Annotated in this window: 23 protein-coding genes and 1 pseudogene; 9 read left to right on the forward strand and 15 right to left on the reverse strand. The window is 65.1% G+C overall.

The features are described from left to right. Window positions 1–44 precede the first annotated feature (44 nt). A complete protein-coding gene (gene serC, locus QM615_RS18730; protein WP_149405047.1) occupies window positions 45–1,166 on the reverse strand; it encodes a phosphoserine transaminase in 1,122 nt (373 codons plus the stop codon). A 69-nt stretch (window positions 1,167–1,235) separates the two neighbouring features. Further along, window positions 1,236–2,354, reverse strand: a complete 1,119-nt coding sequence (locus QM615_RS18735) for a citrate synthase 2 (RefSeq protein WP_269594832.1) — start codon at window positions 2,352–2,354, stop codon at window positions 1,236–1,238. A gap of 135 nt (window positions 2,355–2,489) precedes the next feature. Between QM615_RS18735 and pdxH the strand changes: the two genes are divergently transcribed. From pdxH to QM615_RS18760, 5 genes are all read left to right on the forward strand, one after another. Then, window positions 2,490–3,107, forward strand: coding sequence for a pyridoxamine 5'-phosphate oxidase (gene pdxH, locus QM615_RS18740; RefSeq protein WP_269594866.1), 618 nt, complete (start codon window positions 2,490–2,492; stop codon window positions 3,105–3,107). Then, window positions 3,104–4,396 (forward strand): MFS transporter, encoded by a 1,293-nt coding sequence (locus QM615_RS18745; protein ID WP_283347730.1) that lies wholly within the window; start codon window positions 3,104–3,106, stop codon window positions 4,394–4,396. The genes pdxH and QM615_RS18745 overlap by 4 nt, the downstream gene beginning before the upstream one ends. After that, entirely contained in the window at window positions 4,380–5,309 is a 930-nt protein-coding gene (locus QM615_RS18750; RefSeq protein WP_269594834.1) for an aldose 1-epimerase family protein, read from the forward strand. The genes QM615_RS18745 and QM615_RS18750 overlap by 17 nt, the downstream gene beginning before the upstream one ends. After that, on the forward strand, window positions 5,306–6,244 hold the full coding sequence (locus QM615_RS18755; RefSeq protein WP_068047796.1) for a carbohydrate kinase family protein: 939 nt from the start codon (window positions 5,306–5,308) through the stop codon (window positions 6,242–6,244). The genes QM615_RS18750 and QM615_RS18755 overlap by 4 nt, the downstream gene beginning before the upstream one ends. A 70-nt stretch (window positions 6,245–6,314) precedes the next feature. Then, window positions 6,315–7,613, forward strand: coding sequence for a citrate synthase (locus tag QM615_RS18760; RefSeq protein WP_269594835.1), 1,299 nt, complete (start codon window positions 6,315–6,317; stop codon window positions 7,611–7,613). 180 nt (window positions 7,614–7,793) lie between these two features. On the opposite strand, the gene QM615_RS18765 is transcribed toward QM615_RS18760, so the two are convergent. Beyond that, window positions 7,794–8,594 carry a carbon-nitrogen hydrolase family protein gene (locus tag QM615_RS18765; protein WP_269594836.1) on the reverse strand — a complete coding sequence of 267 codons (801 nt, stop codon included), beginning with the start codon at window positions 8,592–8,594 and terminating at the stop codon, window positions 7,794–7,796. A gap of 46 nt (window positions 8,595–8,640) precedes the next feature. Here QM615_RS18765 and QM615_RS18770 point away from each other — a divergent pair, with 46 nt between their 5' ends. Further along, window positions 8,641–9,282: a GntR family transcriptional regulator gene (locus tag QM615_RS18770; RefSeq protein ID WP_283347731.1), complete on the forward strand. Its 642-nt coding sequence runs from the start codon at window positions 8,641–8,643 to the stop codon at window positions 9,280–9,282. Here the strand turns inward: QM615_RS18770 and QM615_RS18775 are convergent. Then, window positions 9,254–9,865, reverse strand: a complete 612-nt coding sequence (locus tag QM615_RS18775; protein WP_283347732.1) for an MFS transporter — start codon at window positions 9,863–9,865, stop codon at window positions 9,254–9,256. The two genes, QM615_RS18770 and QM615_RS18775, sit on opposite strands and share 29 nt — an antisense overlap. 73 nt (window positions 9,866–9,938) lie before the next feature. Beyond that, window positions 9,939–10,166, reverse strand: a pseudogene (locus QM615_RS18780) (MFS transporter); the annotation flags it as partial. Between the two features lie 130 nt (window positions 10,167–10,296). On the opposite strand from QM615_RS18780, the gene QM615_RS18785 reads away from it, so the two are divergent. Beyond that, window positions 10,297–10,971, forward strand: a complete 675-nt coding sequence (locus QM615_RS18785; protein WP_283347733.1) for a DUF2848 domain-containing protein — start codon at window positions 10,297–10,299, stop codon at window positions 10,969–10,971. Between the two features lie 85 nt (window positions 10,972–11,056). Next, complete coding sequence (locus tag QM615_RS18790) at window positions 11,057–11,416, forward strand: FKBP-type peptidyl-prolyl cis-trans isomerase (RefSeq protein WP_032377394.1); 360 nt, start codon at window positions 11,057–11,059, stop codon at window positions 11,414–11,416. Here the strand turns inward: QM615_RS18790 and QM615_RS18795 are convergent. The 4 genes from QM615_RS18795 to QM615_RS18810 all read right to left on the reverse strand — a co-directional run bounded on the left by QM615_RS18795 (window position 11,409) and on the right by QM615_RS18810 (window position 14,752). After that, window positions 11,409–12,446 (reverse strand): isopenicillin N synthase family dioxygenase, encoded by a 1,038-nt coding sequence (locus QM615_RS18795; RefSeq protein WP_283347734.1) that lies wholly within the window; start codon window positions 12,444–12,446, stop codon window positions 11,409–11,411. The two genes, QM615_RS18790 and QM615_RS18795, sit on opposite strands and share 8 nt — an antisense overlap. A gap of 62 nt (window positions 12,447–12,508) precedes the next feature. Further along, window positions 12,509–13,810, reverse strand: a complete 1,302-nt coding sequence (locus QM615_RS18800; RefSeq protein ID WP_283347735.1) for a sensor histidine kinase — start codon at window positions 13,808–13,810, stop codon at window positions 12,509–12,511. Further along, window positions 13,807–14,535, reverse strand: coding sequence for a response regulator transcription factor (locus tag QM615_RS18805; RefSeq protein WP_283347736.1), 729 nt, complete (start codon window positions 14,533–14,535; stop codon window positions 13,807–13,809). The genes QM615_RS18800 and QM615_RS18805 overlap by 4 nt, the downstream gene beginning before the upstream one ends. 10 nt (window positions 14,536–14,545) lie before the next feature. Further along, the gene (locus QM615_RS18810; RefSeq protein WP_068047758.1) at window positions 14,546–14,752 is read right to left on the reverse strand and encodes a hypothetical protein; all 207 of its coding nucleotides are present in this window, start codon (window positions 14,750–14,752) and stop codon (window positions 14,546–14,548) included. 141 nt (window positions 14,753–14,893) lie between these two features. Between QM615_RS18810 and QM615_RS18815 the strand changes: the two genes are divergently transcribed. After that, window positions 14,894–16,222, forward strand: coding sequence for a cryptochrome/photolyase family protein (locus QM615_RS18815; protein ID WP_283347737.1), 1,329 nt, complete (start codon window positions 14,894–14,896; stop codon window positions 16,220–16,222). Between the two features lie 36 nt (window positions 16,223–16,258). Here QM615_RS18815 and QM615_RS18820 read toward each other — a convergent pair whose 3' ends face one another. The 6 genes from QM615_RS18820 to QM615_RS18845 form a co-directional block, all read right to left on the reverse strand. Then, window positions 16,259–17,161, reverse strand: a complete 903-nt coding sequence (locus QM615_RS18820; protein WP_283347738.1) for a DMT family transporter — start codon at window positions 17,159–17,161, stop codon at window positions 16,259–16,261. Window positions 17,162–17,234: 73 nt separating this feature from the next. Continuing rightward, window positions 17,235–19,091, reverse strand: coding sequence for a propionyl-CoA synthetase (locus QM615_RS18825; protein ID WP_269594843.1), 1,857 nt, complete (start codon window positions 19,089–19,091; stop codon window positions 17,235–17,237). Window positions 19,092–19,138: 47 nt separating this feature from the next. After that, window positions 19,139–19,669: a hypothetical protein gene (locus tag QM615_RS18830; RefSeq protein WP_283347739.1), complete on the reverse strand. Its 531-nt coding sequence runs from the start codon at window positions 19,667–19,669 to the stop codon at window positions 19,139–19,141. Beyond that, complete coding sequence (locus QM615_RS18835) at window positions 19,666–20,913, reverse strand: molybdopterin-dependent oxidoreductase (protein WP_283347740.1); 1,248 nt, start codon at window positions 20,911–20,913, stop codon at window positions 19,666–19,668. Before QM615_RS18835 ends, QM615_RS18830 begins: the two co-directional genes overlap by 4 nt. An 88-nt stretch (window positions 20,914–21,001) precedes the next feature. Continuing rightward, window positions 21,002–21,610, reverse strand: a complete 609-nt coding sequence (locus tag QM615_RS18840) for a TetR family transcriptional regulator C-terminal domain-containing protein (RefSeq protein ID WP_499218098.1) — start codon at window positions 21,608–21,610, stop codon at window positions 21,002–21,004. Continuing rightward, the gene (locus tag QM615_RS18845; protein WP_283347741.1) at window positions 21,607–22,278 is read right to left on the reverse strand and encodes a class I SAM-dependent methyltransferase; all 672 of its coding nucleotides are present in this window, start codon (window positions 22,276–22,278) and stop codon (window positions 21,607–21,609) included. The genes QM615_RS18840 and QM615_RS18845 overlap by 4 nt, the downstream gene beginning before the upstream one ends. Between the last annotated feature and the right edge of the window lie 13 nt (window positions 22,279–22,291).

Raw genomic sequence — 22,291 nt, forward strand, 5'->3', positions numbered from 1 at the left:
TGCTGGGAATGGTCGTTCCGCAGGCTCCACTCCTGCCCTGCTGATCAGCTCAGAGTCGACACGACCCAGTCGATGCTTTTGGTCAGTGCGGTGATGTCGTCCGGCTCGATGGCCGGGAACATGCCGACGCGCAGCTGGTTGCGGCCGAGCTTGCGGTACGGCTCGGTGTCGACGACGCCGTTGGCGCGCAGGATCTTCGCAACCTGGGCTGCGTCGACCTTCTCGTCGAAGTCGATGGTGCCGACGACCTGGCTGCGGTGATCCGGGTTCGTCACGAACGGCGTTGCGAATTCGCTCTTCTCGGCCCAGTCGTACAGACGTGAGGACGAATCGGCGGTGCGCTTGGTGGCCCAATCGAGGCCGCCCTGCGCGTTGAGCCACTCGATCTGGTCCGCGAACATCAGCAGTGTCGCCACGGCCGGGGTGTTGTACGTCTGGTTCTTGCTGCTGTTGTCGACGGCGATCGGCAGCGACAGGAAATCCGGGACCCATCGATCCGTGGCAGCGATCTCGCTGACGCGCTCGAGTGCGGCCGGGCTCATCAGCGCCACCCACAGGCCACCGTCGGCGGCGAAGCACTTCTGCGGCGCGAAGTAGTAGACGTCCGAGTCGGCGACGTTCACCGGCAGACCGCCCGCACCGGAGGTGGCGTCGATCGCGATGAGGGCGTTCTCGGAGCCGGCCGGACGGCTGACCGGGATGGCCACGCCCGTCGACGTCTCGTTGTGCGCCCAACCGATGAGGTCGACGGACGGGTCGGAGGTGGGCTCGGGCGCGCTGCCCGGCTCGGCCTTGACGACGATGGGATCACCGATGAACGGGTTGTTCTTGGCCACCGAGGCGAACTTCGAGCTGAACTCGCCGTTGGTCAGGTGCAGCGACTTCTCGCGGATGAGGCCGAAGGCAGCAGCGTCCCAGAACGCGGTGGTGCCACCGTTGCCGAGGACGACCTCGTAGCCCTCGGGCAGCGAGAACAGATCCTTCAGGCCACTGCGCACGCGTCCGACGACGTCCTTGACGGGCTTCTGACGGTGGCTGGTGCCGAACACGGAAGCGCCGACGTCGACCAGGGACTGCAGCTGCTCGGGGCGAACCTTGGACGGGCCGCAACCGAAGCGTCCGTCGGCGGGCAGGAGATCGGCGGGAATGATCGGCAAATCGGCCATGGAGTAGCGCGTCCTAGCGTCGATGGAATATGGCCTCCACAGGCTAGTCGGGTGTCATGACACCGTCGACTACCGGATCAGGTCCCAGCCGTCGACGGACTCGGGGCTGCGGGGTTCAGGGCCGGTGTAGAGGGCAGCCGGTCGGACGAGCTTGCCCAGGCGCTTCTGCTCCAGGATGTGCGCGCACCAGCCCGCGGTACGTCCACAGGTGAACATCGCGGGCATCATGTGCGCCGGCACCTCGGCGAAGTCGAGGATCACCGCGGCCCAGAACTCGACGTTGGTCTCGATGGCGCGGTCGGGGCGGCGCTCACGCAGTTCGGTCAACGCCGCCTGCTCGAGCGCGGCGGCAACCTCGTAGCGGGGTGCGTTCAGTCTCTTGGCGGTAGCGCGCAGAACACGGGCGCGGGGGTCCTCGGCGCGGTAGACGCGGTGCCCGAAGCCCATGAGCTTCTCTTTGCGGTCCAGGATGCCGGTGATGAGAGCGCGGGCGTCACCGGTTCTCTCGACCTCCTCGATCATCGGCAGGACGCGAGCGGGCGCGCCGCCGTGCAGGGGACCGGACATTGCACCGATGGCACCCGAGAGGCAGGCGGCGACGTCGGCTCCGGTGGAGGCGATGACGCGGGCAGTGAACGTCGAGGCGTTCATGCCGTGTTCGGCGGCCGAGACCCAGTATGCGTCGATGGCGGCGACGTGGGCGGGATCCGGTTCGCCCTTCCAGCGGACCATGAAGCGTTCGGTCACGGTGGCGGCCTGATCGATGCGGCTCTGCGGTACAGCGGGCTGGTAGATGCCGCGAGCGGACTGAGCGACGTAGGACAGAGCCATCACCGAGGCGCGAGCGAGATTGTCGCGGGCGGTGGAGTCGTCGATGTCGAGCAGCGGCTGATAGCCCCAGATGGGCGCCAGCATCGCCAGTCCGGCTTGGACGTCGACGCGCACGTCGCCGGTGTGGATCGGCAGAGGGAACGGTTCGGCCGGTGGAAGTCCTCGACCGAACTCGCCGTCGACGAGCAGTGCCCAGGCATCACCGAAGGTGACGTTCTGAGCGACGAGTTCTTCGATGTCGACGCCGCGATACCGCAGTGCGCCACCGTCCTTGTCGGGCTCGGCGATGTCGGAGGTGAACGCGACGACACCTTCGAGGCCGGAGACGAAATCCTCGGGAACTCGTTGAACAGCCATGGCCTGTGGACTCCCTCGTCGCAACTGCACCCGGCTCTGCGCCGCATCCGGGCGTACTTCGTCAGAACCATAGCCGGGATCTACGCGGGAGTAGCGTCTGGGCTTGTGTCTGCAGATGAACAGCGCCTGGCGAACATGCGGGTGGACTATGGAGAGCCCGAGGACCTCGACGTCGATGCTCTGGCGGACGGGTGGTGTTCGCTGGCGCAGCAGTGGTTGTCCGACGCGATAGCCGCGAATCTGCCCGAGCCCAACGCCATCGTGTTGGGGACGGTCGACGGTGCGGGTAGACCCGCCACCCGCACCGTGTTGTGCAAGGACTTCGACGCGGACGGAATGGTGTTCTACACCAACTACGACTCCGACAAGGGCCGTGCGCTCACCGCGACGCCGTATGCGTCGATCACGTTCCCGTGGATCGGAATTGCCCGTCAGCTCACCGTTCGCGGCCCGGTGGTCAGGGTCGACGCCGAGACGACCGAAACCTATTGGCGCACTCGGCCCCGCGGCTCCCAGCTGGGGGCATGGGCGTCCGAGCAGTCGCGGCCCATCGGCTCGCGGGAGGATCTGGCTGCGCGACTGGCCGAGGTCACCGCGACGTTCGACGGCATCGAGGTGCCGGTTCCGCCGAACTGGGGCGGTTTTCGCGTCGAACCGGAGACGGTCGAATTCTGGCAGGGCCGAACGAGCCGCATGCACAACCGAATTCGCCTGACGGTGGCAAGCGGTGTGATCGAGCGTCTGCAGCCGTGAGCGGATTGCGCGGCATTCTTGCCGATACGACTCCGCTGAGGACCCCCGCTTACAAGCGGCTGTGGGTGGCGAACATCGTCACCGTCATCGGGGCGCAGCTGTCCATCGTCGCTGTGCCGCAACAGGTTTTCCAGATCACGCTGAGTTCGGCCTATGTGGGTCTGACCGGTGTCTTCGCGTTGGTGCCGCTGATCGTGTTCGGTCTGTGGGGCGGAGCGCTGGCCGATGTGATGGACCGCCGCACGCTGTTGATGATCACCACCTGCGGTCTGATCGGTACCTCCGCGCTGTTCTGGTTGCAGGCGTTCCTCGACCTGAACAACGTGTGGATCATCCTGGTGCTGTTGGCCGTTCAGCAAGCCTTCTTCGCGGTGAATCAACCGACGCGCAGCGCGATCCTGCCCAGAATTCTGCCCGGCGATCAGCTGCCCGCGGCGAACTCGCTGAACATGACGGTGATGAACTTCGGTGCCATCGCGGGTCCGCTCAGTGCCGGCATCCTGATCTATTACATCGGGCTCGAGACGCTCTATCTGATCGACACCACCGCGTTGTTCGCGACACTGTGGGCGGTGATCCGGCTACCGGGAATTCCGCCGGCCACGTCAGGTCAGCGCGCCGGATTGCGTTCGGTATTCGAAGGTTTCGCGTACCTCGCCACGCAGAAGGTGCTGCTGGCATCGTTCGTCGTCGACATCATTGCCATGGTGTTCGGCATGCCCCGCGCGCTGTTCCCACAGATCGCACACGAGAGCTTCGGCGATCCGGCGTCGGGCGGGCCGGTGCTGGGCATGCTGTTCGCGGCGATGTCCGCGGGCGCGGTACTCGGCGGAGTGTTCTCCGGTTGGCTTCCTCGAGTGCGCAGGCAAGGCCTGGCGGTGCTGATCTGCATCGTCGTGTGGGGCGTGGCGATGATCGGCTTCGGTCTCGCCGTCGGCGCGGCCACCGACGGGGCCACCACCGTCGCCCTGTGGTTCGCGTTGGCGTTCCTGGCCCTCGGCGGCGGAGCCGACATGATCTCGGCGGCCTTCCGCAGCACGATGCTGCAGCAGGTCGCCACCGACGAGATGCGTGGCCGGCTACAGGGTGTCTTCATCGTCGTGGTTGCCGGAGGCCCGCGCGTCGGCGACGTCCTGCACGGCGCCGCAGCGGCGTCGGTGGGGACGGCGGCCGCCGCGGCGGGCGGCGGCGTGCTGGTCGTCATCGGTGTCTCGATCGCCGCGTTGGCTCTTCCGGCATTCATCCGATACCGAGTGGGTGCGGTGGTAAAGAATGGCACTCATGGCTGACGCACAGACCTACTCGTTGACGAGCGGTAAGTATCGGGCAGACATCGCTGCCCACGGGGCGGGCCTACGGGTTCTCGAGTACGACGGCGCACCGCTCACCGAGACCTGGGAGGCAGGCTCCAAGCCGCCGCTGTCGGCGGGGCTGGTGTTGGCCCCGTGGCCCAATCGGACGGCCGACGGAACGTTCACGTTCGAAGGCGTCGAGCATCGGATGGAGATCAGCGAGCCTTCGCGCAACAACGCCAGTCACGGTTTCGTCCGGCGGGTGGAGTGGACCCTGAACGAGCACACCGACTCTCGCGTCGAACAGAGCGTGGACGTCGGGACGCATCAGGGCTGGCCGTTCTCGGTGACGGTGACCGTGGCGCACGAGCTGTCGGCGGACGGTCTCACCGTCACCGCGTCGGCGAAGAACACCGGTGATTCACCCGCGCCGTACGGGATGGGTTTTCACACGTTCGTCAGGGTGGGAGACGTGCCGCTCGACGAGTGCACGCTCGAGCTCTCGGCCGGTACGCGGCTGCCGCTCGACTCGGTGCGCAATCTGCCCGTGGGCAATTCGGTGCCGACTGCCGATACCGAGTACGACTTCCGGCAGCCGCGGACGCTGCAGGGCGTGCAGCTCGACACCCCGTTCAGCGCGTCGCTACCCGAGGCCGACGGCCGAGCGAGCCATGTTCTTCGCGGTCCCGACGGCACCGCGACGGTGCTGTGGACCGACAGCAGCTTCGGTTGGGTGCAGGTGTTCACCGCCGATCCCGCCAACGATCAGGCCTATCCCGATCGAGGGCGGGCGCTGGCGATCGAGCCGATGACCTGCCCACCCGATGCGTTGAATTCCGAGATCGATCTGATCGTGCTGGATCCGGGGCAATCCTGGTCGGGCACCTGGGGAATGAGGTACGAGAAGTGACCATTCTGGTGTGCGGCGAGGCGTTGGTCGACCTGGTTCCGGTGCACGAGGGCCCGCTGCTCTCGCCCAAACTCGGCGGCGGACCGTTCAATGTCGCCGTCGCGATCGGTCGACTTGGTTCGCCCGTCGCGTATCTCTCGCGGATCTCCCGCGACCCGTTCGGTGAGCAGATCCTGGCGAGCCTGCGCGATGCGGGAGTGGACACCACGTGGGTGCAGCGCGGCGACGAGCCGACGACGTTGGCGATGACCACGCTCGCCGAGGACGGCAGCGCCGAGTACTCGTTCTACGCCGACGGCACAGCCGACCGCCTCGTCGCCGATCCCGGCGATCTGCCCGACGAGATCAGCGTGCTCTCGTTCGGCACACTGTCGCTGCTGTACGAGCCCGGCGCGTCGATGTACGCGGGCCTGCTGCACCGGGCCCGGGCGGCGGGCAAGCTCACGATGCTCGACCCGAACATTCGGCCCGCTGCGATCGACAGCACCAGCGGAGACATCACGGCCGACGGGTTTCGCGACCGATTCCGTTCGTGGCTGCCCAGCATCGACATTCTCAAGGTGTCCGAGGACGACTCGTTCTGGTTGGGCCTCGGAACGCAGGGGACCACCGTCGACGACTGGCTCGCGGCAGGGGTCACCGCGGTGGTCATGACCCGCGGCGGCGACGGCATCTCGGTCTTCACCGCATCCGAGGAAATCACGGTCCCCGGTGTCGCGGTCGACGTCGTGGACACGATCGGCGCTGGTGACACCGTGCACGGAGCTCTGCTCAGCTTTCTGCAGAAGGAGACCATTATCACATCGAACGCGGTGAAAGAGATGAGCAAGGAAGATTGGCGAGAAGCGCTCGAGTTCGCCGCGAAAGCAGCGGCGATCACGGTTTCTCGACCCGGTGCCGACCCTCCCTGGGCGTCCGAGGCGTCGAGAGACTAGTTTCACTATCGACGTTAGAACTGTCCGCTTCAAGTACGTGTCCGTTACACGAGTTCGAGAGGGACCATTCGTGCCCGCTGAGAATGATGCCAAAGCCACCCTCACCTATCCCGGTGGCGAATACTCCATGTCGATTGCCGAGGCCTCCGAGGGCAACAACGGCATCGAGCTGGGGAAGTTGCTGGCCACCACCGGCTACACGACGTTGGACGGCGGGTTCGTCAACACCGCGTCGACCAAGTCGGCCATCACCTACATCGACGGTGACGCAGGCATCCTGCGCTACCGCGGTTACCCGATCGAACAGCTCGCGGGCAAGTCTTCGTTCATCGAGGTCAGCTACCTGCTGATCTACGGTGAGCTGCCGTCCGAGGATCAGCTCGAGAAGTTCACCGACAAGATCCGTCGGCACACTCTGCTGCACGAGGACCTCAAGCGGTTCTTCGACGGCTTCCCGCGTAACGCGCACCCGATGCCGGTGCTGTCGAGTGCCGTCAACGCGCTGTCGGCGTACTACCAGGATTCGCTCGACCCCAACGACCCGGAGCAGGTCGAGCTCTCGACCATCCGCTTGCTGGCCAAGCTGCCGACCATCGCGGCGTACGCCTACAAGAAGTCCGTCGGTCAGCCGTTCCTGTACCCGGACAACTCCAAGAGCCTGGTCGAGAACTTCCTGCGCCTGACGTTCGGCTTCCCGGCCGAGCCGTACGAGGTCGATCCCGAGATCGTCAAGGCTCTCGACATGCTGCTCATCCTGCATGCCGATCACGAGCAGAACTGCTCGACGTCGACGGTGCGTCTCGTCGGATCCTCGCAGGCAAACCTGTTCACCTCGATCTCCGGCGGCATCAACGCGCTGTGGGGCCCGCTGCACGGCGGAGCCAACCAAGCCGTGCTCGAGATGCTGGACAAGATCAAGGCCGAGGGCGGCGACGCAACGGACTTCCTGCGTCGCGTCAAGAACAAGGAAGACGGCGTCAAGCTCATGGGCTTCGGACACCGTGTGTACAAGAACTTCGACCCGCGCGCGACGCTGGTCAAGGAGACCGCGCACACGATCCTCGGCAAGCTCGGCAACGGCGACGAACTGCTCGAAATTGCCCTCAAGCTCGAGGAGACCGCGCTGACCGACGATTACTTCGTCGAGCGCAAGCTGTACCCCAACGTGGACTTCTACACCGGCTTGATCTACCGCGCGATGGGCTTCCCGCCGCGCATGTTCACGGTGCTGTTCGCGATGGGCCGTCTCCCGGGCTGGATCGCGCACTGGCGCGAGCAGAACGAGGACACGACCGGCAAGATCGGCCGTCCGCGCCAGATCTACACCGGCTACACCGAGCGCGCCTACCAGGACGTCAGTTCCCGCTAGATCTCGCTGCACGACAACGCCGCCGACTCCCTTGGGGAGCCGGCGGCGTTGTTGTGTCCGGCTGCGCCGAGTTCGCAGTTACGTAGGTCAAATGGCCGTTTTCGGCTGCACAACTGCGAACTCGAAGTTGTGGACGAATTTCGGCCGAAAGGCATCCATAACTTCGAGTTCGCGCAACCGTCAGGCGTCGAAATACTTGCGGTTCTTCAACACCGGCAGAGTTTTGCGTACGGCGTCGACGAGTTCAGTGTGGATGTCGATCGTCAGCATGCCGGGCGTCGCGTCGAGTTGCCCGAGGATCTCGCCGGTGGGGGAGCAGACGATGCTGTGTCCCACGCCCAACGGTGCATTGCCCTCGGCGGCAGCGGGTTCGGCTTGGTCGCAGGCCGCGACGAACGTCGTCGAGTCCAGGGCACGTGCCCGCGCGAGCAGGGTCCACTGCTCCACTTTGCCGTCGCCCGATCCCCACGACGCCGGGACGACGACGACTTCCGCGCCGAGATCACCGAGTTTCTGGAACAGTGCCGGGAATCGAATGTCGTAACAGGTGGCGAAGCCGACCCGAACGCCGGCGATGTCCACCACGAGAGGGTCCGAACCCGGTGCAACTGTGTCGGATTCGGCGAATCCGAACGCATCGAACAGGTGGATCTTGTCGTAGCTCGCGTCGATACCGGGCCCGGTGACGAGCAATGTGTTCGTGACCCTTTCGTCGGCGGCGGGGGTGAACATTCCGGCGACGACGGTGATGCCCACGTCGGACGCTATGGTGCGCACCGCGTTCGCCCATTCACCGTCCAGGGGCTGCGCGAACTTTCGGATGGGTCCGCCGAAGCATCGCATCGTCGCCTCCGGAAACACGACGAGATCCGATCCCGCATGCGCTGCGGCACGGGTGTGGGTGGCGATGAGTTCGAGGTTCTCGGCGGGCTGTTGGCCGCTGGTGATCTGGGCGAGGCTGATGCGGATGGACGAGCTCACGGTGTGACTCCTGGTTTCGTCGGAGGAAGACAGGTATACATATCGTATGCAGCCGCTGTCGGGGAGGGAGAAGGCGTACCGGTACGTGCGCGATCAGGTGTTGTCCTCACCGGCCGCCACCGGCACTTTTCTGAACGAGCAGGAACTTGCGACGCAGATCGGAGTATCCCGTACCCCGGTTCGTGAAGCGTTGCTGATGTTGCAGTCCGAGGGTCTGGTCGAGATGGTGCCCAAGCGGGGCGCGCACGTGCCGGCGATGTCCGGACGCCAGATCGCCGAACTGATGGATCTGCGCGGAGTTCTCGAGCGGCACGCGGCCACCCGTGCGCTGCGAGCCGGTGACGCGCCGATCACGCAGATGCGGCACGCGTTGACGCAGCAGGAACTGCTGATGAACTCCGACGACGCAGATGCACCCAAGCAGTTCATCGACTGGGACGGCACGTTCCATCAGAGTTTGATCGATTCGGCGGGAAGCGATCTGCTCTCGCGCACGTACGCCGGACTGCGGGCTCGCCAGCTTCGGGTCGGGTTGAGCGCGTTGTTCACCGCGGCGAACCGTCAGCACCGGGTGTGCGCCGAGCACCAGGCCATCATCGACGCACTCGGTGCGGGCGACGAGGACCTGGTGCACGCGAAGATCGACGCTCACCTCGAGGTCACACTTCAGACTCTGCTGCGCGCGTAGCCTTTTCGCGCTCCTGGCCCAGCAGCACGTAGTGCTCGTCCTCGGTGGGGTCGGGGTTGCGACCGAGTGCGAGACCGACGAGTGTCACGGCACCGACGATCACGATGTATCCCGCGATCGGCACCCAGCTGTCCGTTCTGTCCAGCAGGTAGACGAAGATCAGCGGTGCCATTGCGCCACCGAACACACCGGCGATCGTGTACGCCAACGAGCTGCCGGTGGACCGCAGTCGCACGCTGAACTGTTCGGTGACGAACGCAGCCTGCGGTCCGTACATGAACGAGTGGAACGCCAGTCCCACAACGACACCCAGGATCAGCAGCGGCAGAGATCCGCCGCCGATGACGAGGAAGAAGATGGCGCTCCAGGCCACACCGCCCACAGCGGCGACGCCGTAGACGAGGCGTCGGTTGATGCGATCGGACACGGCTCCGGCGAGCGGAATCAGGCCGAGCTGGCAGGCGGAGCCGACCAGAATGGCGGTGAGTACCTCGCTGCGCTCGAAGCCCAGTTTCTGCGTGCCGTAGGTGATCGAGAAGACCGTGAACAGTGCGTAGATGACGTCGGGTGCGACGCGGGACATACGTGGTGACGCCGATCAGCATCAGCGTGATGACGAGTAGTTGCTTGCGGCCGATGACATCGCCGAGGCGCCCGAAGACGAATCCACCGACCGGCCGGGCGACGTACCCGACGGCGTAGGTGGAGAACGCCAGCAGTGTCCCGGTCAGCGGATCGCTGTCCGGGAAGAAGACCAGGGGGAACACCAGCGCTGCGGCGGCCGAGTAGACGGCGAAGTCGTACCACTCCAATGCCGTTCCGGTCAGGCTGGCCGCGAAGGCCTTGGCCAGGCCTTTTCTATCCACCGAAACAGGTTCGGTCATGACGACTCCTTCGTGTGCCTGAGATCACTCTATCCGTTGTACGTGCTCCATACTTGCTGTATACAAAACGTATGCGCAAGGCTTTCGGCGTATCGGAAACAGAAAATTTACGAGGAGAGGGTCCTTACTGATGCTCACGTTCACGCTGCCCGACGGCTCGACCGAATCGCTCGAGGTGACCGCCCTGCTCAATGCGGGATATGCCGGACGCAACCAGGACGAGGTGGCGTCGCACATCGCGGAGCTGGCCGAACTGGGTGTCCCGGCTCCGACGGTGACCCCGGCGCTGTACCCCATCTCGCCTTATCTGGCGCAGCAGACCGATTCCGTCGCCGTTCAACACGGTCGCACCTCGGGCGAGGCGGAGTGGGCTCTGGTGATCCTCGGCGACTCGATCGACGACGTGCTGCTCACGGTGGCGTGCGATCACACCGACCGTGACCTGGAAGTTCACAGCGTCGCATGGAGCAAGAACGCCGCTCCCGACGTGCTGGGCACCGGTGCGTGGCGGTTGTCCGAGGTAGCCGATCGACTCGACGAGATCACGTTGACCGCCTGGGCCGACGGCACGCTCATCCAGACCGGAACGCTCGGTGATCTTCTCGCGCCGCAGTACTGGCTCGATGTGCTCACCGAACGTGGCTTGTTCTCGCGTGGAACGGTTTTGATCTCGGGCACCATCTCGATGCACCACGGGGTGAATCAGTTCTCCGACGCCTGGAAGGTCGAGATGACCGACCCCGCCACCGGCAATACTCTGACCTGCGAATACAAGACGATATTGATGCCAGCTCCGATCGGCTGAGCGTCACGACGTATGGTCGAAGCGGTATATGCCCAGAGATAGACAGCCGGCGTCGGCGGGCCGGCATCAACCGCAGGAGACTTCAGTGACGAAGCCAGTGATCGAATTTCAGGCCGGACCGGCGCCCTTGGACCTGGTGACGGTCGACCTCGTCGAGGGTGACGGCGCAGAGGCAGTGGCCGGTGGCACCGTCGAGGTGCACTACGTCGGTGTCGAGTTCGATTCGGGAGAAGAGTTCGACTCGTCCTGGAACCGCGGCGAGTCCATCCAGTTCCCGCTGCGCGGACTGATCCAGGGCTGGCAGGACGGCATTCCCGGAATGAAGGTCGGCGGACGTCGTCAGCTCACCATTCCGCCGGAGCTCGCCTACGGTCCCGCCGGTGCAGGACACCGTCTTTCCGGCAAGACCCTCGTGTTCGTCATCGATCTGCTCGACGTCAAATAACTGCAGGGCCGCCAACGGCATTGCGTACCCGCTCGGCTTCGCGGGTTGCCGCGAGATTGGCAGTTCCCTCTCGGGAACCCGCGAGCTTGGCGTGAATGTGCCCGGCTACCGTCACCGGCTCGTACCGGGCCACGTCACCGGGCTCGATGCACGACGGCAGTGGCGCGATCACCGCGTCGAGGTTGCCGTCGTGGAAGAACGCGGCAGATCGCCTGCGCTGGATCGTCCCGTCGGTGATCGGCGGACGGACCCGGTGCAGCGTCGACATCCAGCGATCGTTGGTCAGTCGGGCCGTCAGATCTCCCAGGTTCACCAACATGGCTCCGTCGGCGGGTTGCACGTCGTGCCACCGTCGGTCGGTTCCGAGAACCTGCAGGCCGGGCACTCGATCGGCCCACAGCACCGTCACCAATCCGTAGTCGGTGTGTTCGCTCATCCCGGTGAGCTCGGCGTCCGGCACATGCATGCCGGGTTCGAGCGCGTAGTTGTTCATCCGCAGGGTATCGAGCGATCGACCGGTGATGTTGGAGAACGTATTCGGTGACACACCGAGTGCATCGACGAACACTGTGGTCAGCGTCCGGGCCACGCGTGCTGCCTCGGCGAAATACTCGTCGACGGCGCGCTGGAATTCCGTGGAGTCGGGCCAGGTGTTCGGTTCTCCGGTGCCGACGTTGAAGGCCTCGAAATAATCGTTCATGCCCGACGCCGATTCGACTCCCAGGCTCAGGCTCAGCGATTCGCTCTTCGGAGCGGTGTATCCCCGATTCACTTCGGGTGGGCAGATGTAGGTTCGCTTCTTCGCCAGGTCGAGTCCGAAGAACGAATCCATCGCCGACGCGAGTCCGGCCACGGTGTCCTCGGGAATGCCGTGCCCGAGAATCTGCATGAAACCGACTGTGCTGCAGGCATAGTCGACGTCCGCCGCGACGCTGCGTCGGGCAGTCCCGTCGCCTGCCGCGGTGGCATCACCCAGAACGTACGGCGAGATGTCGATGGTGGGGACGAAGAAATCCGACAACGTGTGCATGGGTACATGATCCACGGCTCGGATGGGCCCGCAGGTTTCTCCCGCGTAAAGACTGCCGAACGTCAGCTGTCCTGCAGCTCCAGCACCAATCGGGCACCGCCGAGCGGGCTGTCGGTGAACCAGGCCCGCCCACCGTGCAATTGGGCTTGCTGCGCCACCAGTGCCAGGCCGAGCCCGGAGCCACCCTTGGCGGCACGGGTGCCGCGCTCGAACCGGCCGAACACCGTCTCGCGTTCCTCGACGGGAACGCCGGATCCGTTGTCGTCGAGCAGGACACGTACCGTCTTGCCCTCGCGCTCGGCGGTGATGACGATCGACGTCGCGTTGCCGTGTCGAACGGCGTTGCCGATCACGTTGTCGACGGCCAGCCGAAGACCGGTCGGCAGTGCGCGCATCGTGATCTCGGAGTCGGCGGCGTACTCCACGCGTATGTCGAGTCCCGGATGCAGTCGTTGCGCATCCTGCGCTGCGACGTCGCAGACGTCGATGATGTCGGTCTCGACTCTGTCGCCCTCACTGGACAATTCGCCCGACGCGAGTCGTTCCAGGGCGGTCAGGGTCGTCTCCACTCGACCCTGAGTCCGCTCGAGATCTCCCAGAATCTCCTGCTGCTGCGACGGCTCGAGGTCGAGAGTTCTGAGCACCTCGATGTCGGTGCGCATCGCAGTCAGTGGGGTCCGCAGCTCGTGAGCGGAGACGGCCGCGAAGTCGCGTGCGGTGTCGAGCGCGGCATTGGTGCGGTCCTGTGCTTCGTTCAGTCTGGTCAGCATGCCGCCGATCGCGACCGCGAGCGCATCGGCTTCGGTGACACCGGTGCGGGTTTCGGGCGCGGTCGGTGGTTGCGCGCTGACCTGCCGGGTCAACGTCACCAACGGTTTGACGGCTCTGCCACCGAAGAGCCAGCCCAGGCCGGTGGACACTGCGATCGCGGCGAGTCCCAGCAGAATCACCTGCCGCTGCTGTTCGTCGGTGACCTGTTGCGCTTCGATGGCAGGCACGCCGATGGAAATCGAGATGGACGACACTGCGGTCGAAACAGCGGTGTAGACCCGGAAGCGTTGCCCGTCGACGTCGACGGTCTGCGACCCGGTCTCGAGCGCGGGCAGCCGTGTCGGAGTGGACGCGACGACGATGTCGCCACTGCGAATGGTGACGGCGAACGCGCCGGAGAGCTGATCGAGGAACGCCTCCAGCGTCGTCGAGGTCGGGATCAGCACCTGAGACGCCGTCGTCAGCCGCTCGTCGAGCTGGTTGACGTTGTTGCGCGAAATAGCGACCGAGGTGACCACCGAGAGTGCGGCGACAACGAGGGTGGCACCGAGGGTCGTGGCGGCGGCCACGCGGGCGCGCAGAGAGAAGCTCATGCGGACTCCCGGACGACGAAGCCGACTCCGCGAACCGTGTGGAGGATGCGCGGCGACCCGTCGGCCTCGAGTTTGCGTCGCAGATATCCGACGAACACGTCCACGACGTTGGTGTCGGCGACGAAGTCGTAGCCCCACACCAGCTCGAGCAGTCGTTCACGCGTGAGGACGACGCCCTTGTTGCGCGCCAGAATCGCGAGCAACTCGAACTCGCGCTTGGTCAGATCGATGTCGGCTCCGCCGCGGTGGACGCGATAGCCCGGGATGTCCACCACCAGGGTTCCGATGGCGACGGCCGAGTTCGGCGCGCCCGAATCTGCAACCGGCACAACCGGACCGGTGCCGCGACGACGCAGCATGGCGCGAATCCGTGCGACCAGCTCGGCCAGCACGAACGGTTTGGTGAGGTAGTCGTCGGCACCGGATTCGAGCCCGGCGATGCGATCGTCCACCGAGCTGCGGGCACTGAGCACGCAGATCGGGATGTCGTTTCCCATGGCGCGCAACGCGGTCACCACGCTCGCGCCGTCGAGTACCGGCATGTTGATGTCGAGCACGATGGCGTCGGGCATCGATCGCGACACCACGCCGAGCGCCTCCGCGCCGTCGGATGCGGTGATGACGGTGAACCCGGACAGGCGCAGTCCGCGTTGCAGCGACGACAGCACGTCGACATCGTCGTCGACGACGAGGACGGTGGCGGGGGCACTCGACGATTCGGTCACCGTTCCAATGCTATGCAACCCAGCTGTCGACGGTGCTTCGGCGTTCGGCCGGCGTCTTGGCGAAGAACTCCTCGAGCGCACTGCGGCGGCCGGTGTCGGCATCGAGTGACCAGGCGAGTGCAGGTGCCTTGGCGTAGAGCTGCTCGTAGTACTTCTCGAAGGTGCAGGTGCTGTCCACCAGGGAAAGAGCGCCGGGGAAGGGGCGTGTGTTCGTCATGGTGTTCTCCTTTTCTCTTCTGTGTTTCCCAAGGTAGAGCCCCATGTTGCGGCCATGGTGAGCCATCGTTGGCGGTTCTCTGAGAGTTCGGCCGAGAGCGGGCTGTGATTGCCGACCGCGTCGGTGGGTAAGACTGGAACCATGTCGCTCGTATGGTTTCGCCGTGATCTCCGTCTGGGGGATCTGCCCACACTCACCGCCGCTGCCGAGTCCGGAGATCCGGTGCTCGGGCTGTTCGTACTGGACGACCGTCTACTGAAGCCCTCGGGCGGGCCGCGCAAGGATTTCCTGTTCCGTTCGCTCGAAGCATTGAACGAGCAGCTCGACGGCCGGTTGATGGTGGTGCACGGCGACCCCGAGACCGTGGTCCCCAAGGTCGCGCAGGCGATCGGCACCGAGGACGTACACATCAGCGCCGATTACGGCCCGTACGGACGCGACCGAGACAAGCGCGTCGGCGAGAAGGTGACTCTGGTCGAGACCGGATCCCCGTACGCGATCGCACCCGGGCGGATCGCCAAGAGTGACGGCGAACCGTACAAGGTGTTCACGCCGTACTCCCGGCAATGGCTGGAGCACGGGTGGCGCGGACCGGCCGACACGTCCGCGAAGACCGTGGAATGGATCGACCCGGACAAGGTGAAAGGCGTTCGGCGGGCGAAGATTCCCACCGAGAAAGAGGCGTCCGACGCGGCAGCGGGTGAGAAGGCTGCGTCGAAGCAGTGGAAGGAATTCCTCGAGGAGGTCTCGGCGTACGACGACGAGCGCAATCGTCCCGACCTCGATTCGACGAGCCGGATGTCGGTGCATCTGAAGTACGGAACCATTCATCCTCGAACGATGTTGGCCGACCTCGGCAAGCTGCGCAGCGAAGGGGCAGCGTCGTATCGCAGGCAGATTTGTTGGCGAGACTTCTACGCCGACATCCTGTTCCAGCGCCCCGACAGCGCCCGAGAGAACTACGTCAAGAAGTTCGACAAGATCGAGATCGACTCGGGCAAGCACGCCGACGAGTTGTTCGAGGCCTGGTGCAAAGGCGAGACCGGCTTCCCGATCGTCGATGCCGGTATGCGGCAGTTGAACTCGGAGAAGTGGATGCACAACCGGGTCCGCATGATCGTCGCATCGTTCCTCGTCAAGGATCTGCACCTGCCGTGGTGGCGAGGTGCGCGCTACTTCATGCAGCATCTCGTGGACGGCGATCTGGCCAACAACCAGCACGGCTGGCAGTGGACCGCCGGAACGGGCACCGACGCCTCGCCGTACTTCCGCGTGTTCAACCCCATCACCCAGGGCGAGAAATTCGACCCCACCGGCGATTACGTGCGGCGCTGGGTGCCGGAGCTGCGCGGCGAAGAAGGAAAAGCCGTGCACACGTTGAAGTTCGGCCGGCCCAAGGAATATCCAGAGCCGATCGTCGACCACAAACACGAACGGGAAGTGGCGATCGCGCGCTTCAAGGCGCTGTAAGAGTTCAGCGCTCTAGCGGAGCCTGCGGAGTGACCCCTATCTTCTGCGGGACAACCCGACTCCCACGAGACAGATCATGCCGCCGACCACGGCGAGGTAATGTGGAACCTCGCCCAGTAGCAGCCAGGCCAGTGTGATGGTGATCGGCGGAACGGCATATGTGGTGATGCCGAGCTTCCCCGCGTTCATTCGCGTCAACGCGTAGGCCCAGGTGCTGAACGCCAGGGCCGTCGGTACCAGGCCGAGGTAGATCAATCCGCTGGTGGCTCCCGCCGATGCAGTGGACAAGTCGCCGAGCAGAGCAGGCGCAAAGGGCAGTGTGCACACTGCGCCGATGGTGCAGGCCATCCACGTCACCTGAAGTCCGGGGATGGTGCGCAGCACCGGCTTCTGGCTGAGCACTCCGACGGCGTAGGTCACCGCGGACACCAGACACAGTGCGATGCCCAGGAAGTCAGCGTCTGTCTTGGTCGTGGACGTGGTGGTGACGGCTGTGACGACACCGACCATCACTGCTCCGGCGAACGCGATGCCCGCTCCGATCACCAACCACTTCGGAAAGCCCTCGCCCAGAAGCAGACCCGCGAACAGGGCGACCAGAATCGGCCCGATCTGAATGATCATCGACGTCGTGCCGGCGTCGACGCGTTGCTCGGCGGCATTGAGGGCGACGTTGTAGATACCGAACCAGAAGACGCCGATGCTGATGATCTGCAGCCACTGTGTGCGGTTCGGCTTGACCCACTGCCTTCTGACCATAACGATCGCACCGAGCGCGACGGATCCGATGAGCAACCGGCCCAATGCGAGCGGACCGGCTCCGAAGGATTCGCCGACGCCGCGAATCGCCACGAAGGCCGAGGCCCACGAGATCACCGTGACGGTGACGGCTCCGAGAGCAAGCCAATCCACCGCGGGACGGGTGTCGAGATCTGTCATGTCGACGACGCTATCGCGCGGGAGCCTTCTGTGGCGCGCGGGTTTCGGCCATGGTTGCTCGTATTACCGCCGCCTATCTGCCGAGCAGCTTCTCCAGTGCGTCGAGGACTGCCGGATCCTCGATGGTCGACGGCACGCCGTATTCCTCACCGGCGACGATCTGCCGCATCGTTTTCCGCAGGATCTTGCCCGAGCGGGTCTTGGGCAGGGCTCCGACGATCGTCACGTCGCGGAACGTGGCGAGGGCACCGATCTGATCGCGGACCATGGCCACCAGTTCGGTGCGCAGTTGTTCCTCGGTGATCTGCTCGCCGGCCTTGAGTACCACGTACCCGCTGGGGCGTTGGCCTTTGAGGTCGTCGTGGATGCCGATCACCGCGCATTCGGCCACGGCGGGGTGACCGGCGAGCACGGCTTCCATCGACCCGGTCGACAGACGGTGGCCGGCGACGTTGATGACGTCGTCGCTACGGCCGAGGACGTAGACGTAACCGTCGGCGTCGATGTAGCCCGAATCGCCGGTGAGGTAGTACCCGGGGAACGTATCCAGATACGAACGCTGGAAACGTGATTCGTCGTTCCACAGCCCCACCAACGCGCCCGGTGGCAGCGGCAGCTTCACGACGATGTTGCCCTCGGTGCCTGCGTCCACCGGATTGCCCGAGGCGTCGAGGATACCGACCTGGAACCCCGGCACCGGCACCGTCGGCGAGCCCGATTTGATCGGAAGTGGTTCCAGACCGCGAAGATTGGCGCAGATGGCCCACCCGGTTTCGGTCTGCCACCAGTGGTCGACCACGGGCCGGTCCAGGGTTCGCGAAATCCATTCGTACGTATCGGGATCGAGACGCTCACCTGCGACGAACAGGGTCTCGAGCGACGAGACGTCGTACTTCTCGAGCTCGGCCGCATGGGGATCGACCTTGCGGATGGCGCGCAGTGCAGTCGGCGCAGTGAACAGGGCACGGACACCGTGATCCTGGATCACCCGCCAGAACGCGCCGGCATCGGGAGTCCCGACGGGTTTGCCCTCGTACAGAACCGTTGTGGCACCGGCGAACAGCGGCGCATAGACGATGTACGAGTGCCCGACCACCCAGCCGACGTCGGACGCGGTCCACATCACCTGACCGGCTCCCACGTCGTAGATGTTGCGCATCGACCACGTCAGCGCGACGGCATGACCGCCGTTGTCGCGCACCACACCCTTGGGCTTACCGGTCGTGCCCGAGGTGTAGAGGATGTAGAGCGGATCGGTTGCCAACACCGAAACCGGTTGTGCGGCGGTGGCGTCGGCGATGAGGGAGTCCCAGTCCAGCCAGTCGTGACTGCCGGGGATTCCCTCGCGGGTCTTGACGATCACCGCGGGGACTTTCGCGGTCGTCAGCGTCAGGGCGCGTTGCACCAGCGGCAGATATTCGATGACGCGACCCGGCTCGAACCCACCGCTGGCGGTGATCAGCAGGACCGGCTCGGCGTCGTCGATTCGCGCTGCCAGCTCCTTGGCTGCGAAGCCGCCGAACACCACCGAATGCACCGCGCCGAGTCGAGCGCACGCGAGCATCGCGACGACGGCCTCGGGGATCATCGGGAGGTAGATCACCACGCGGTCGCCCGGTCCGACGCCCTGCTCACGCAGCACACCGGCGAATCGAGCGACGTGGTCGAGAAGTTCGGCGTAGGTGTAGCTGCGGGTGAGTCCGAGCATCGCCGAGTCGTAGATCAACGCGGTCCGGTCGCCGTGTCCGGCGTCGACGTGCCGATCGAGCGCGTTGTAGCACGTGTTCAGGCGGGCCCCGGGAAACCAGTGAGTGCCGTCGAACGCGCTGGTGGGAGGGGTGTCCCAGTCGACTCCCGCTGCGGCGTCGAGCCAGAATTGCTCGCGGTTGTCGATACTGTCGTCGAAGGCCTGCCGATACTCGCCACTCATGTTGTGGAGCGTAGTTCGGGGCTGCGTGGTGCGGGCCGGGTTGCGCACTACCGGCGACGACCGGCGGAATCCCGTCGACCGGCGGTCGTTGCGTGCAACCGTGCCCGGTGCACGTCAAGATTGCGTCGACGCCTCTGCCTGAGGATTTCGCGGCCGCCGTAGAACGCGGCGCTGGCCGCGAACATCCCCGCTACCAACAGCAGCCATCGCATTGCGTAGGGCTCCTGTGTCTGACCCGTGGCGGCCTCGTACGTTTCGCTCCCGTGGGCGAAGATCCCCGGTGCGAACAGCAGCAGGCTCAAACCCGCCCCGAGCGCGGGGATGCGGACCGCGTTGACGAACCTGCCCAGGCGGGCGACCAGCGTCCGGTCCAGCACGGCGTACAGCGGAAACAGGATCGCATCGTGCACCACCGCTGCCCCGACGAACCAGAGTCCGATGGACTGCCACCACGTTTCGGTGTTCCACAGGGCCGGGAAGCCGATCGTCAGGACGACCGCGCCGGCCAGGGCGAGGCAGCAGGCCGTGACCGCGAGATGCAGCGGTCCTGCGCCGTACCTGGCTCGAAACGTCGTCATGCTCGCTCCTCGAAGAATTCGACGGACTCGATCCACTTGGTGGCGTGCACTCCGGGTATCGCCGGCATCATGATGCGAGCGGGATAGCCGTGATCGAGGGACAGGTCGGCCCCGTTCACTTTCAGTGCGAGAAGTGAATCCGGATGCATCATCTGGTGTCCTCCGAAGGTGACGCGGTTGAACGACCCGACGGGTTCGAGCGACCGCACCTCACCGGTATCGACGGCATCGACACCCACGAGTGCCGCCAGATCTCGCAGCGGAACTCCGGTCCACGTCTGAACCGTCGACCAGCCCTCGACGCAGGAAATCGGGAGTTCGACGGTGTGCAGATCCATCTGCTCGAGTTGAGCTCGGGTGAGTACTACCTCGGTACCGCCGGCCAGTACGGTCAGCCGCCACGCATCGCCTGTCTGCGCATCGGTGACGCCTGCGGACTGCGCGGTGCGGTTGATCTGGAAGTCGTTGGGGCCGTCGCCGTACGAGCGTCCGCGAGGCAGCAGTATCGCCGCTGAGCGCAGTGGTCCGCCCGTCGTCTGCCCAACGCTGAGGACAGCGACGAACAGTGCGCTACCGCCCACGAGTGTGAGAGCTCCGCGTCTGCTGATCGTCGCCGGAGCGGGATCGGTTGCAGCAAGCCCTGATTCGTCGTCGGCATCGGGCACCGTGTCAGCGACTCGAATGCGCATCAATTCCAGGAACGGCCGCGTTCTCAACGCGGTCACCATGGTCGGCAGCTTGAGCGCCACGTGGGCGACGAAGCCGGCGACGAACACCCAGGCGCCCCAGTAGTGCGCGGTGTAGAAGCTGAAGCCGAAGATGTAGTCGTACTGAATGTTCAGCACACCGGTGATGATCTCGAAGAGGATGCCACCGACCAACGCCAGCAACGAGATTCGCTCGAGAAGGTGCGCGACACTGCGAACCGGGGGCATCTCGATCAGTTTCGGGATCACCGACCACAGCTTGGCCAGCACGATCGGCACCATGACCAGTCCCAGTCCCACATGAAGGCCCTGGGTCAGCCGATAGAGCCAGACGGGCTCGGTCGGCCAGTCGAACGACGGAATTCGTAACCACCCGACGTCGCCCGGCATGGCCTGGCCGAACTGGGGGCCGTACGCGGCCCAGGAGATGAAGCCGGTGATCGTCACGATCGGCAGGGCGACGAGCAGGACGGACGCCAGGACCGACGTGAACCAGACGCCGCGAATCGGGCTACGGAACGTGGGAAGTCGCTGCATTCTGGTTCCCGTCTCCAATTTTGTACCCAGTAGTACAAACTGTGAGGACGAGATTAGCGCACTTCGGGCCCGTTCGCCAGGGTCGGTGTCAGTGTCGAGTCCGACGGCGACGGACTGCGGCTACGGCGGCGTCCAGAGTGTCGCGCAGTGGTTGCACGTCGCCCGCGATGCGCGCGATCAACATTCCGCCTTGAAGCGACGCGATCAGCGTGGCGGCAGCAGCGGCCGGATCGGTCGACACATCGAGTTCCCCGCGGTCGACCATGCGGCGAAGCCCCTGTTCGAGCGGCTGTTCCCAGCGTCGGAACGCGGCATGAAGGCTGGGGACGAACGCCGCGTCGTTCTTGAGTTCTGCAGCGAGCGAACCGAGGGGGCACGAGAACGGGCCCCCTGGTTGTTCGTGATTGCGGACGATCTCGGCGGCCCATGCGTCGATGTCCTCGAGGCTGTCGATGTGGGCCAGGCGCGGCTGGGCGGCGAGGACGCGTTCGAGCTGACGTGCAATCACGGCTTCGACCAGGTCCGACTTGTCGGAAAAATAGTGGTACAGCTGCGATTTTCCGGTTTCGGACGCGTCGAGTACGTCGTCGAGAGTCGTTCCGGCGACGCCGTGGGTGTACATCATCGACGCAGCCGCATCGACGATCGCCGCTCTGGTTCGTCTGCCCTTGGCTGTTCTCGGCAGTTCCTTGCTCACGGGTCTCCGACTCCTCGGTCGATGCTGTGAACAGCGAGTTCGATGAAAACTCGTCCGTTCGATTCGACAGTCCGACGGACCCGCAGGCCCGCCGTGACCGCCAGCGCGTACAGCGCGCTCGCGCCCACGCTGGCCCAAGTGAACCATTCGCCCACACTGTCGTCGGTTTCCCATCGGACCGTTCGATTCCAATCGTCGACACCCGACGCCGAATCCACTTCGACGACGGCCGTGCCGGTCTCGTGCAGCAGCGAGCGAACCGTCCTCAGAAGAGCGGCCGGGTCACCGCCGATGCCGATGTTGCCGTCCGCGAGCAGCACGTGTGACCACTGGCCCGCGCCCGGTATCGCGCAGAAGATGTCCTGCTGCAACGCGAGACCGCCGCGATGGTTCGTCATCTCCACAGCGACCGAGGACGTATCGACTCCCAGAGCGGGAACGCCGGCTCGGGTGAGAGCCTCGGTCAAACGCCCTGGTCCACAGCCCAGATCGAGGGTGGGGCCGGTGCAGAAAGCGATCGAGGCTTCGTCCGCCCTGATGTCTTCGATCGTCGAATGGGTTCCGCCCATCCAGCGCGCGATCGGAAGTTCGGTGCGGCGGCCGTCGTGATCGGTGATCCACGAGGGCAGGCCGGCTCGGCCGCGGCGGTAGACGTCGTCTGCAATCACCCGACTGAATGTA

Source organism: Rhodococcus sp. IEGM 1341 (assembly GCF_030056895.1).
Taxonomy (GTDB): Bacteria; Actinomycetota; Actinomycetes; order Mycobacteriales; family Mycobacteriaceae; genus Rhodococcoides.